The sequence below is a fragment of the Segatella baroniae B14 genome, assembly GCF_022024235.1.
In the GTDB taxonomy this organism is placed as follows: Bacteria; Bacteroidota; Bacteroidia; order Bacteroidales; family Bacteroidaceae; genus Prevotella; species Prevotella bryantii.
In genome coordinates this window covers 1,117,914-1,130,539 of sequence record NZ_CP091799.1, presented here as the reverse complement: position 1 = coordinate 1,130,539, position 12,626 = coordinate 1,117,914, and the positions used below count along the sequence as shown (strand labels likewise).

10 protein-coding genes are annotated in these 12,626 nt (G+C 36.2%); 4 read left to right on the top strand and 6 right to left on the bottom strand.

What is annotated here, in order from left to right; all coding sequences use genetic code 11:
* Window positions 1-595: 595 nt before the first annotated feature.
* Genes L6469_RS04810 through L6469_RS04800 form a run of 3 tightly spaced genes read left to right on the top strand, consistent with a single transcriptional unit; the run spans window position 596 to window position 3,756 of the window.
* On the top strand, window positions 596-1,513 hold the full coding sequence (locus L6469_RS04810; RefSeq protein WP_006283191.1) for a DMT family transporter: 918 nt from the start codon (window positions 596-598) through the stop codon (window positions 1,511-1,513).
* 19 nt (window positions 1,514-1,532) lie between these two features.
* A complete protein-coding gene (locus L6469_RS04805) occupies window positions 1,533-3,023 on the top strand; it encodes an ABC transporter substrate-binding protein/permease (RefSeq protein WP_006283192.1) in 1,491 nt (496 codons plus the stop codon).
* 7 nt (window positions 3,024-3,030) lie between these two features.
* Complete coding sequence (locus L6469_RS04800) at window positions 3,031-3,756, top strand: amino acid ABC transporter ATP-binding protein (protein ID WP_173651918.1); 726 nt, start codon at window positions 3,031-3,033, stop codon at window positions 3,754-3,756.
* 184 nt (window positions 3,757-3,940) lie between these two features.
* Here the strand turns inward: L6469_RS04800 and rpsA are convergent, their stop codons facing one another.
* Complete coding sequence (rpsA, locus tag L6469_RS04795) at window positions 3,941-5,722, bottom strand: 30S ribosomal protein S1 (RefSeq protein WP_006283194.1); 1,782 nt, start codon at window positions 5,720-5,722, stop codon at window positions 3,941-3,943.
* A gap of 155 nt (window positions 5,723-5,877) precedes the next feature.
* Between rpsA and L6469_RS04790 the strand changes: the two genes are divergently transcribed.
* Window positions 5,878-6,249 (top strand): cupin domain-containing protein, encoded by a 372-nt coding sequence (locus L6469_RS04790; protein ID WP_143067163.1) that lies wholly within the window; start codon window positions 5,878-5,880, stop codon window positions 6,247-6,249.
* A 46-nt stretch (window positions 6,250-6,295) separates the two neighbouring features.
* Here the strand turns inward: L6469_RS04790 and L6469_RS04785 are convergent, their stop codons facing one another.
* Genes L6469_RS04785 through L6469_RS04765 form a run of 5 tightly spaced genes read right to left on the bottom strand, consistent with a single transcriptional unit; the run spans window position 6,296 to window position 12,614 of the window.
* Window positions 6,296-7,969, bottom strand: coding sequence for a tetratricopeptide repeat protein (locus tag L6469_RS04785; RefSeq protein ID WP_006283196.1), 1,674 nt, complete (start codon window positions 7,967-7,969; stop codon window positions 6,296-6,298).
* A gap of 15 nt (window positions 7,970-7,984) precedes the next feature.
* Window positions 7,985-9,658, bottom strand: coding sequence for a DNA repair protein RecN (recN, locus tag L6469_RS04780; RefSeq protein ID WP_006283197.1), 1,674 nt, complete (start codon window positions 9,656-9,658; stop codon window positions 7,985-7,987).
* A 1-nt stretch (window position 9,659) separates the two neighbouring features.
* A complete protein-coding gene (locus L6469_RS04775; RefSeq protein ID WP_027452850.1) occupies window positions 9,660-10,565 on the bottom strand; it encodes a DUF4835 family protein in 906 nt (301 codons plus the stop codon).
* A gap of 4 nt (window positions 10,566-10,569) precedes the next feature.
* Window positions 10,570-11,769 (bottom strand): bifunctional phosphopantothenoylcysteine decarboxylase/phosphopantothenate--cysteine ligase CoaBC, encoded by a 1,200-nt coding sequence (gene coaBC, locus L6469_RS04770; protein WP_006283199.1) that lies wholly within the window; start codon window positions 11,767-11,769, stop codon window positions 10,570-10,572.
* Between the two features lie 5 nt (window positions 11,770-11,774).
* On the bottom strand, window positions 11,775-12,614 hold the full coding sequence (locus L6469_RS04765) for a 3'-5' exonuclease (protein WP_006283200.1): 840 nt from the start codon (window positions 12,612-12,614) through the stop codon (window positions 11,775-11,777).
* Window positions 12,615-12,626 lie beyond the last annotated feature (12 nt).

The window sequence follows — 12,626 nt, the reverse complement described above, 5'->3', positions numbered from 1 at the left end:
GATGAATTTTATAAATGGTATGTTTGTGGGACTTAAAGACTAAGTTCATGAAGAGAATACATCATATCTTTTATGGTTTAATTTGGTAATTTTATAGAATTATAGGCATTATATTGCTTATTATGTAATGTTGATAAAATATAACTACTTGATTTCTAGTCTTTTATATATGTGCTGAAACTTTCATATTCTTTAGCCATTTGGTTTGTATTTAGTAAAACGTAAATCTAATGGATGCTTTTGTAAAAAATATTATTTTTCAGTAGACTATTTATAATATTCCTTTTTGATTAACTCAATTTGAATTTTGTGAACTTTAATTTAATTCTACTCTTGTAAATGATAATTTTTTGTCTAGTTTGGAGTGCCCTTTTATGAATATATATTCATAAAAGACGCTATTTAAGATTATTATTAAGTAGGCAGAAATAGAAAAATTGTAAAATTTGGCTTATATATATTTATAAATCACGTTTTTAAGATATTTATGCATCGAAAAAGTGTATAAATTTGTATCTTTGCAAAAAAATATGGTATTATTGTTCTCAAAAAATGCAAAAATATTATTTTTGGATGTTTTTATAATTTATAAAGTATGAGTATTTTTCAAAAGCCTATATGGGCAGCTATTTTTGCCTTCATTGCTGCTTTTTTATGGGGATGGGCCTATCCACTTATAAAGTTGGGTTTTGCAGAATTTGGTATTACCTCAGATATGACAGGAAGTAAGATGCTTTTTGCAGGTATACGATTTTGTCTATCTGGTATTATCATTTTAAGTATAGCAAAGTTGACTCATCGCCCGTTTTTATGGAAAATAAAAGCCAGCCGATTTGGCGCTTTTCTTTTTCTGATGTTCTTTGCTTTGCTTAATACCACGCTTCATTATGCTGCTTTTTATATTGGCTTGTCGCATAGTCAGGGAGCTCGTGCTGCAATTCTTAATTCGTTGAGTGTATTTACGGTCGTTATATTGGCTTGCGTATTCTTCAAGAGCGATAAGATGACTTTTCGTAAAATATTGGGTTGTATTATTGGATTTTTAGGTATTTTAGCTCTGAATCTAGGGGGAAAAGAAAGTGGAAATTTTACGTGGTTAGGTGATGGTATGATTATTATGAACGCACTATGTGGAGCTTTTGCTGGATTGATGACGCGTGGCGTAAATAAAATTGTAGATGTATTCATCGGCACTGGTTATAGTTTAGGTATAGGAGGTGCTTTACTTATTATCCCGGGGCTGCTAATGGGAGGTAGTTTACCTCAAATAACAGCTTGGGGAGTAATTATTCTTTTGTTGTTGATAAGTATATCTACAATTGGGTTTACTTTATATAATAAATTGCTTACCTGTAATCCTGTAGGTAAAATAGCTATTTGGAATTCCCTTATACCTATTGTTGGAGCTGTGACCTCATGCTTATGTTTGGGTGAGACTTTCCATTGGAAATATGCTGTAGCTGCTAGTCTCGCTACGGCTGGTATCTATATTATTAATAAAGGTAAGAAGTAATTATTTAGATAAATATCGTATGAGAAAGTATATTAGTGTTTTATATGTACTCTTAGTGGTTTTACTACTTTGTGCTTGTGGTAACTCACAGCAAAAGAATATAAAGTCGCCTTCAGATTTGTCTGGAGCACATATTGGAGTACAATTGGGTACTACCAGTGATGTTAGACTTTCTAAGTTGGAGAAGAATAATCAGCAAACAAAGGTAGAACGCTATACAAAGTGTGCAGATGCAATACAAGCGTTGCTTCAGGGAAAGATAGATTGTGTGGTAGATGATGAACAGCCTGCTCGTGCTTTTGTCCGAAAGAATGAAAATCTTGAAGTCCTTCCTCAGTCTTTTTCACATGATGCTTATGCCTTCTGTGTATCCAAAAATAGAATGGTTTTGAAACAAAGAATAGATGAAGCTTTGGTTAAGTTGAAGAATAGCGGACTGCTTGATACAATTATTCATCGACATATTTATGATAATATACCTGTGGCCTATCAGAAGAGAGATATAGGTCGCCCAAATGGTCATTTAGTAGTATCAACAAATGCGACTTTTCCTCCATATGAATATTATGATGATGGGGTTATTGTTGGTATTGACATCGATGTGATGCAAGCAATTGCCGATATCTTGGGAATGAGTATTGAGTTTGAAGATGTCAATTTCGACGCCGTTATAACAAGTGTGCAGACTGGAAAGGCAGATGTTGGAGCGGCTGGCTTAACAGTTACGCCTGACCGACTTAAGAATGTACTTTTCAGTTCGCCTTATACTTCTTGTAGGCAGGTTATCGTTGTAAAAAATAATGAAACAACTGTTGGCTCGATGTCTTTTATGGATAAATTTAATATGGATTTCTTAGTAGAGCATCGATACTTATATCTATTACATGGCTTAGGCAATACGATATTAATTACTGTCTTTGCGATTATTATATCTTTGATATTAGGGTCTTTAATAGCGATTGTACGTACTTCTCATGATAGAAATGGTAATATGAAATTTCTAAATACGTTATGCCGTGTCTATCTTACCATAGTGAGAGGTACTCCGACAATGGTACAGCTTTTGATTATTTATTATGTAATTTTTGCTTCTGCAGATGTAAGTAAAGTGGTCGTTGCTATTGTTGCATTTGGTCTAAATTCTGCTGCTTATTTAGCAGAGGTTATTCGATCTGGAATTATGTCAATAGATCGAGGTCAGATGGAGGCGGGTAGATCTTTGGGTATGTCTTATGCACAAACCATGCGCTTTGTTATTTTACCGCAGGCTTATAAGAATGTTTTACCTGCCATAGGTAATGAATTGATAACCTTGTTAAAGGAGACTTCTATCAGTGGTTATATAGGGTTGGTAGATCTGACCAAGGGATCAGATATAATACGAAGTATTACTTATGATGCAATGTTGCCGCTAGGTGTGGTAGCTTTGATTTATCTCGTATTGGTAATGTCATTAGAGGCTGGTGTAAGTAGAATTGAAAAAAAATTACGCAAAAATGAAAGAAGCTAATAATATATTGCTCGAAACAGAGCACATTAAAAAGGTTTTTGGTGAGCATGAAGTCCTTAAAGATATTAATTTATCTATTAGTAAAGGGAATGTCATTGCTATAATTGGTCCTTCTGGATGTGGAAAAAGTACATTCCTTCGTATGCTTAATCTGTTAGAACGTCCTTCTTCTGGTAGAGTTCTCTTGGAGGGAGTAGATATTACGTCACCTGAAATAGATATCAATAAGATGAGAGAACGAATTGGTATGGTTTTTCAGCAATTTAATCTATTTCCTAATATGACTATACGACAAAATATTATGTTGGCTCCTGTACAGTTAAAAAAAATGTCTATAGAGGAAGCTTCTCAAAAAGCTGACGAATTGCTTCTGCGTATTGGTTTAGCTGACAAAGCGGATGCTTATCCGGATGTTCTTAGTGGTGGACAGAAACAGCGTATAGCTATTGTTAGAGCTTTGGCTATGAATCCGGATATCATGCTTTTTGATGAACCAACATCTGCGCTTGATCCTGAAATGGTAGGAGAGGTTTTAGCTTTGATGAGACAATTAGCAGAATCGGGTATGACAATGGTTGTTGTAACTCATGAAATGTCGTTTGCTAAAAATATTGCTAATCGAATCTTGTTTTTTAGTGATGGATATATTACAGAGGAAGGATCTCCTACAGAGATCTTTGAAAATCCTAAGTCTGCTCGACTTCAGGATTTTCTGAATAAAGTAAATTTATAAGATGGATTAACTTGTTTTTCTTAATTAGTGTATGAATAAGGCAGTCTCTTTATTTTTCTGAGATTGCCTTATTTTTGTTTTTGGGGATATTATTTAATCCGAGGGAAGAAAAAATAGATATAAAAAAAGGTTGAGTTCAAAATGAACTCAACCTTTATTGTGTTATTTTGGAATAGCAATCAAATTACTTATTGTTCTTTTCCATTTCAGCTTTCAACTTAGCCAATGCATCGATATCACCGAGTGAAGTACCTGCAGCAACATTGTTGATAGCAGCAGCATCATTCTTGTGAGAAGGAGCATTGTTACGACGAGCTGGCTTAGCGAATTCTTCCTTACCCTCTTCGAAAGTACGGCTGTGTGAAAGGATGATACGCTTTGTCTCTTTAACAAACTCGATTACCTTGAATTCGAGCTCTTCACCGAGCTGAGCCTGTGAACCATCCTGCTTCTGAAGATGCTTTGGAGTAGCGAAGCCTTCACCACCTTCGTTCAAAGTGATAACAGCACCCTTATCCATCATCTCAGAAATCTTACCTGTGTGTACAGAACCTGGAGTATAGATTGCTTCATAAGCATCCCAAGGATTATCCTCAAGCTGCTTGTGACCGAGGCTCAAACGACGATTCTCTTTGTCGATGTCAAGAACAATTACATCGATTTCTGCACCTACCTGTGTGAATTCTGAAGGATGCTTAACTTTCTTAGTCCAAGAGAGGTCACTGATGTGGATCAAACCATCTACACCTTCTTCGAGCTCTACGAAGATACCAAAGTTAGTGAAGTTACGTACCTTAGCATTGTGCTTGCTACCTACAGGATATTTAGCTTCGATAGCCTCCCATGGATCTTCCTTAAGCTGCTTAATACCAAGGCTCATCTTACGCTCGTCACGGTCAAGTGTCAAGATAACAGCTTCTACTTCGTCACCTACCTTCATGAATTCCTGAGCTGAACGCAAGTGCTGGCTCCAAGACATTTCAGATACGTGGATAAGACCCTCAACTCCTGGCTGAATTTCAACGAATGCACCGTAGTCTGCCATAACAACAACCTTACCTTTAACGTGATCACCAACCTTAAGATTAGCATCAAGAGCATCCCATGGATGTGGGGTAAGCTGCTTGAGACCAAGAGCAATACGCTTCTTTTCTTCATCGAAGTCAAGGATAACAACCTTAATCTTCTGGTCGAGAGCTACAACCTCATGTGGATCGCTTACGCGGCCCCAAGAGAGGTCTGTGATATGGATAAGTCCGTCAACACCACCAAGGTCAACGAATACACCATAAGATGTGATATTCTTAACGGTACCTTCAAGGATTTGACCCTTTTCGAGCTTACCAATAATTTCCTTACGCTGTGCTTCCAACTCAGCTTCGATAAGAGCCTTGTGAGAAACAACTACATTACGGAACTCCTGGTTGATCTTAACAACCTTGAACTCCATAGTCTTACCTACAAATACATCGTAGTCACGGATTGGATGAACGTCGATTTGTGAACCTGGCAAGAATGCTTCGATACCAAATACATCAACAATCATACCACCCTTAGTGCGGCATTTGATGTAACCCTGGATAATCTCTTCATTCTCAAGAGCTTCATTAATCTTGTCCCAGCTCTTAGCAAGACGTGCCTTCTTATGAGAAAGTACGAGCTGACCTTTCTTGTCTTCTTGATCTTCAACGTAAACTTCTACTTTGTCGCCAATCTTGAGCTCAGGATTGTAACGGAACTCAGAAGCTGGAATGATACCATCGCTCTTGTAACCGATATTTACAATTACTTCTTTCTTGTCCAAAGCGATTACTGTACCCTCAACTACTTCATGCTCCTGAATCTTGTTAAGAGTTTCATCATAAGCCTTTTCGAGATCGGCTTTGCTTACGTTTGCTACAGATCCATTTTCAAACTCGTCCCAATTGAAATCTGCTAATGGCTGTACGTTCTTTAAATCTGACATAAAAATAAAAATTAATAATTAATAAAGTTAGACTTTATGTTTAGTCGGAGTCACTCATCGACTCCTACAGTTCAAAATCGGGTGCAAAATTACTATTTTTTTCTTGTTTTACCTAATTTTAGCGATAATTTTTTGATTTCCAGTCGAATAAATGTTTGAAATCACTTATTTTTGTAAGTGATATGAATAGGGAAATTTTATTTAGAAGCCTTTATGCCGTGGAGGGAACTATAACTTCTCATGGTTGTGGAATGAAACGTGTTTTGTTGTCAAATGAGGAAAGTGAGTCTGATTTAACGCAAATAGCCTTTACCACATTGAAGAAAGGGGAATTTGTCGAAACGCATGTTCATGCTACAATGGAAGAGTGTTTTCTTATACGTTCTGGTAGAATTAAATTGGTTGTAGGCAGTGATATAATCGTTTGTTTTCCAGGTGATTTTATACGTATACCTAGAGAAAAAAGTCATAGTTTGGAAGCCTTGGAAGAAAGCGCTTTCTTAACGATAGGGTGTGCGGTAGAATAATTAATTAAGGTCAGCAGAATAATTTGCTGACCTTAATTAATACTTATTATTTAAATTTCTTGATGTAACCATCTGCTCTTTTGTCACCTAACTGTTTTGCTTTCTCTAGGTTTGTAATACCTTCTGTCGTATTATTTGTTTGGCATAAAGCCAAACCGAGCAATAAATAGCCATCAGCATATTCCGGTGCTAATTCAATACAACGACGTGCAGATTTTATAGCTTCTTCTTCGCGGTGAACTCGTATGTCTAAACTAGCGAGTTCTGCGAAATAAGTTGGTTCGTTTGGGTTAAGGATAATTGCATGGCTAATATCTTGTAATGCCTGTTGCCATTGTCTAATCTGCATTTCACATTTGTATCTTGTATAGTAGAATTCATGGTTTGCGCGAAATAGCATTAAAGTGTCGTATTCATTGTAATCTTTAAGAGCTTCGCGATATTTACCCATTTCATCAAGTGCTTTTCCGCGTGCATATATATAAGGTGCAACCATCTGAGCATTCTGTACCGTATATGGGCGAGTGTATACATTAACAGCACTGTCTAATAAAGCAAATATTTCATTTTTCGGAGCATTTAGCATTCGTTTACTTTGAGCAGCTTCATAAAAAAGTTCACCACTCCTCATGTCACTTTTAGTTAATGCAATAAAAGATTCATATGCCTTTTGATATTTTTGTTGGCTAAAGATGATTTGCGCCATTAGGTGCTGGTATACAGGAAGGGCTTGAATCTTATAAGCTGTTTCCGCCTCTTCGTAGGCTTTATCAAGAGTCCACAACTGATACTTTTCCGGAGAGTATATCGCTGTTTTGTAGATCATGGAAGAATAATTATAATGGGCTTCATCTTTTTTGCTTGATTTTTGTATCCCTGTTTGTAGAATCTTATCTGCTTCTGCATATTTGTTTTTAAGCATTAGATATTCAGCTTGTTCTTTATAGCCTTCTGATGATGTAGGAAATTTAGATATATATTCCTCTATATATTTTACAACATTATTTTCATTTCCCTTGTTTTTTGCCATGATAAGAGTGAACATGGCATCATCTTCAGTGTCTGGTAATTTTGTACGGATTTCTGTTTGTTTTAAGGCTGGGTCTAGACTAGAAATGCCATTTACTTTTAGGCTGTTTGTAAAACGTGCATCGATAGCATGTACATCGCTGTCGGTGTTGCTGTGGACTAAAAGACCTAATACTTTACCATCTGCAGTTACAAACGGACAAGAAATAGCATTTTCAGGAGCATTACTATTCATAATGTAGTAGTTGAACGTAGAATTAAATTTTTCTACTTTATCAACTTTTACTTCCTGGCATGCTGGTGTGTTAACTGCATATGGAACGAGCCATGCTTTTGTTCCAGCTTTGATATCAGCAGCTAGTGGGGCAGAAGATGTAAGTCCTTTAACTTTAATCTTGGCAACATTATATAATTCGTTAGCGCCAATGATATAGTCGACTTCAAGTTCTTTTCCGCGTGCATCATGTATTTTTGCGGTCGTAGCTCCAATGAATGGAGAAAAACTTGTGATGCCGGTACCTTCTCCATCAATGAATACTCCATGGTCATTAGCAAGGATGCTGCCATCAGATTTGAAGGTAGTAATTGTAAAAACGGCATTTGCAACCTTTTTGACAGGTCCTGGCTGAGCTTTGACTTCTGTCGAAGCCAATAGTAATAGGGATATAAAGGTTATTAAAACTTTCTTCATGTTTTATAATTGATTTTATTTTTTATTCAAAACAGGGCGTAATAACTCTTGAGCATTATTTATAGCAGCCTGAGAAATGTCGCTACCACTAAGCATCTGAGCAATTTCACGTACTCGTTCATCATTGTTTAATAAGTGCATATGACTTACAGTTCCTTCTGGGGTTTCCTCTTTAGATACTTTATAGTGTGTACTACCCATAGCTGCAATTTGAGGTAAGTGTGTAATGCTAATAACCTGTCGATTATTATTGCCCATTTCCTGCATGATGACAGCCATTTTTTCTGCAATCTTTCCACTGACACCTGTGTCTATTTCATCGAAAATAATGGTAGGGAGTTTAACAGTGCCACTTATCATGGCTTTAAGTGATAACATGACACGAGCTATTTCACCACCACTTGCTACTTGGGTGACAGGCTGCATTGGTGTACTCTTGTTGGCACTGAAGAGAAAATTAATTTTATCAACACCATCAATGCTAAGATCTTTTTTTAATATTTCAACTTGAAATCTTACATTAGGAATACCTAGAGGTATTAATCTATTGCTCATTTCTTGTTCGACCTTTTTGGCTGCAATTAAACGCTTTTTGGTAAGGACTGCTGCTTTATTACGGCAAATCTGTTCTTGTTTATAGGTCTTTTCTTCAAGTTCTTTGAGCACGTCATCACTATTATCTATATTCTCAATTTGCTCTTTAAGCCGTTCTTGTATTTCAAGTAATTCGTCTATACTATTAACATGAAATTTTTGTTGTAGGGTATAGATACTGTCGAGTTTCGTATTTATTTCAACTTGATGTTGCGGGTCAAACTCGAAATTATCCATTTTGCTACTTATTTCTTGAGCAATATCCTTTAGTTCGATATAGCTACTATCTAGGCGTTGTACTAACTCTATGCCCTCTTCGTAAACATTTTCGATGTTATGAAGGTGTTGTGCCGCTAGTTTAAGATTCTCTATGATACCTCCCTCATCGCCCATAAGTAATTGGTCTGAAGAATATAAAGCACTTTTAATATCCTCTGCATGAGCTAATTGCTCACTTTCCTTTTCTAATTTTTCTTGATCGCCGGATTGCATCTTAACTTCACTTATTTCTTTCAGTTGAAAACGCAAAAAATCCTCGTTTCGTTTATTTTCTTCAATTTGTGCTCTAGTATCTTCTGTTTCTTTAACTAGTTCATGATATTTGTTAAATTCTTTTTTATATTCGTTTAATTCCTGTTCTGTCATACCGATAATATCGATGACATTCAACTGGAAATCTTCTTTTTGAAGAAGTAAGTTCTGGTGCTGGGAGTGTATATCAACTAATGTTTCACCTAACTCACGCATCAATGTAAGTTGGACGGGGGTATCATTGATAAATGCGCGGCTTTTACCAGAAATAGTAAGTTCGCGACGGATAATCGTATCTTCCATATCCATCTCTATTTCATGGTTGGTAAAGAAACTTTCCATGTTGTATCTTGATAAGTCAAAATGAGCTTCGATAATACATTTGTCTCGTCCTTGTTTAATCGATTTACTGTCAGCTCGGTTGCCTAATAATAGACCGATAGCGCCAAGAATGATACTTTTACCTGCACCAGTTTCACCTGTGATGACAGAAAAGCCAGAGTTAAACTGAATATTAAGTTCATCTATAAGAGTGAAATTACGGATGTATAATTGTTTTAACATATTATTCTTTGATTTTTTGCCATGCGTTATTTTGAGAGGGATTGATATTGAAGAGAATATCGTACACCGATTCTTTTTCTTTCTGAGTAGCTTTACCTTTGTACATGCTTGCGATTTCATCTCTTTTGTAATCAGTCCATATTTGTGGAAGCATGCTCATAGGTTTATTATCTTTAGCTTGTTTTAATTCAGTTTCTATTCCATTAGTAATCTCCTTAAGTGCTTTTTCTGGACTATCTGCCATTTGATCTAAGCCTTTTCTATAGTAGGTATATTGAAATTTTCGGAATGGTGAAAAGCCATTGTCGAGATAATCATTGATGATTGCAAATCTATTACGATCATCTTTAAAAGATTCCCACCCAGCCCATGTAAAGGTTTGGCAATTATTGGCCAAGTTCATGCATTTTTGTAAAATGTCTTCACCTCCGTTAGGGGCAAAAGTGTCTAAATTAAGTCCTATTATAAGATAAGCATAGTATGCACATAAAGCTACTAGTTGATTGTCTCTATTTTCTTCATTATATTCAAGCTGATCAAATTGCGCAAATTCGAAATCGAAATTCGGATCAGTGTTGTTGTAAATGGTAGTAGTATAAGTACTATTAAAAACAGGTCGGTTTGCCTGAATAATTGCTTTACATTTGAATGTATTACTCGTTTTGTCGTATTGTGTAATAGTAATGTTGAGATTACAATTTATACGCTCATTCTCGCGAAACTGCAGATTGGTCCATTGCCGATCGTTAATAAATCGGGTTAGAGTTTCCTGAAGATTATCAAAAACGGATGCATCTGTTCCTTCTATTTGAGCATGGTTAATGGTAATCTTCATGTTAAGTTCTTGTGCTTGAATCGAAAAAATGCCACAGAGTAGGGCAATTATTAGGGTACCGATCTTTTTCATATTATTACATGATTTTTTCAAGATAATCAACGATATCCTTAGCAACTTCTGTTTTCGGCTTTTTAGGATATTCTTTGATTTCCTCTCTTGAAATAATCGTTATCTGATTGTCATCCGTACGGAATGTTGTTCCTGCATTGCGTAATGAGTTGAGAACGATAAAATCTGCATTCTTTTTTTCTAGCTTTTTCTTGGCATTTATTTGTTCATTGTTAGTTTCAAGAGCAAAAGCAACAATTTTTTGATTTTTTTTAGCCTTTCCTAAAGCTGATGCAATGTCATGGGTTGGTTTGAGAGATAGTGTCAGATTATCTTTTTCTCTCTTGATTTTTTTATCAGCAATTGTCTCAGGTCGGAAATCTGCTACAGCAGCGCAAAGGATAGCAACATCGCTCGTTGGAAATGCTCGAAGTGATTGTTCATGCATCTCGTCACAACTCTCTATATCAATGCGGTTTATAGAATCACTGCATAATCTGTTTACTGGGCCTGTAATCAGTGTAACATGAGCACCTCTTTTGGCACATTCTTCTGCTAGAGCAAATCCCATTTTACCGCTACTGTAATTACCAATGAATCGTACAGGGTCTATCTTTTCGTACGTAGGACCTGCTGTTATCATAATGTTACGTCCGTTAAGGGGTGAATTGGCATAGTACTGTTTGTCGAAATAATTATCTATAATTTCAACAATCTTATCTGGTTCTTCCATACGCCCTTTTCCCTCAAGGCCACTTGCTAAGAAACCACTTTCTGGCTGTATGATATGATTGCCATATCGTTCAAGTGTTGTTAGGTTTTCTTGTGTTGAAGGGTGTTTAAACATATCTAGATCCATAGCTGGTGCTATAAAAACAGGCGCTTTCATGGATAAATATGTCGTAATTAGCATATTGTCTGCTATACCATTAGCCATTTTCCCAAGTGAGCTTGCAGTACAAGGTGCAATAATCATGGCATCAGCCCAAAGGCCTAAATCGACATGACTATTCCAAGTTCCATCGCGTTGTGAGAAAAATTCACTGATAACAGGTTTATGAGTAAGGGCAGAAAGAGTAATTGGAGTAATAAACTCCTTTCCTGAGGGGGTGATGACAACTTGAACTTCAGCACCCTTTTTGATAAGACCACGGATAATATAGCAGGCTTTGTATGCTGCTATACTACCCGTGATACCTAGGACTATATGTTTTCCTTTTAACATTCTGATTAAAAACTTTTTCCTTTGTTAAATTCTTGTAATCGGATTCTAGTTAATACTTGCTTGGTGTTGAGTGTGAAATCACTGCTTAACATCCAGCTATAATATCCAGGATCTCTATGAAGAACTTCTGCTACAGGTATGTCTTTATATTTACCAAAATTGAAGGTTTCTACTCGAAGCGTTTTGCCATTAGCATCAACAACATCTTTCCAAATTATTTTTCCAGCAAAATCTACATTATCGTTTTGTTTTGAGAATTCATGGAGTACATCCATATTGTTTGGAAGTTTCCTTTCTTCTTCCTCTTGCTTGTCAGGATCATACATATCGAGTTCCCCCTGCAATACGCGATAGGTTGCTTCTGTATCCTGATCTGCACGATGTGCCTCAAAGTCGTCTTCCATTTTATGGCCTGTATAGAACTTATAAGCTGCGGCTAGATTTCTTTTTTCCATTTTGTGGAAAATAGTTTGGGCGTCAATAAGTCTACACTTTGAAAAGTCAAAGTCTATTCCTGCTCTAAGAAACTCTTCACATAATAGCGGTATATCAAAACGATTAGAATTGAATCCAGCAAAATCGCATCCTTTGAAAATATCGGCAAGCTTTGTCCCTATTTCCTTAAAGGTCGGAGCATTTTTAACTTGCTCGTTTGTGATACCTGTTAAATCTGATACAAAAGCGGGTATAGGTTTTTCTGGATTTACAAGTTCATCACCACGTTTCTCTTCGCCATTAGGCATGACCTTTATATATGAGATTTGGATGATTCGATCATTGACCATGTCAAGACCCGTTGTTTCCAAATCAAAAATAATTAAAGGCTTTGTGAGATTTAATTTCATGTTTACTTATAG

Bases quoted from the DNA above. Each gene is read 5' to 3' on its own strand.
- L6469_RS04810 (WP_006283191.1), top strand. From the start codon at position 596: ATGAGTATTTTTCAAAAGCCTATATGGGCAGCTATTTTTGCCTTCATT.
- L6469_RS04805 (WP_006283192.1), top strand. From the start codon at position 1,533: ATGAGAAAGTATATTAGTGTTTTATATGTACTCTTAGTGGTTTTACTA.
- rpsA (WP_006283194.1), bottom strand. From the start codon at position 5,722: ATGTCAGATTTAAAGAACGTACAGCCATTAGCAGATTTCAATTGGGAC.
- L6469_RS04785 (WP_006283196.1), bottom strand. From the start codon at position 7,969: ATGAAGAAAGTTTTAATAACCTTTATATCCCTATTACTATTGGCTTCG.
- recN (WP_006283197.1), bottom strand. From the start codon at position 9,658: ATGTTAAAACAATTATACATCCGTAATTTCACTCTTATAGATGAACTT.
- L6469_RS04775 (WP_027452850.1), bottom strand. From the start codon at position 10,565: ATGAAAAAGATCGGTACCCTAATAATTGCCCTACTCTGTGGCATTTTT.
- coaBC (WP_006283199.1), bottom strand. From the start codon at position 11,769: ATGTTAAAAGGAAAACATATAGTCCTAGGTATCACGGGTAGTATAGCA.
- L6469_RS04765 (WP_006283200.1), bottom strand. From the start codon at position 12,614: ATGAAATTAAATCTCACAAAGCCTTTAATTATTTTTGATTTGGAAACA.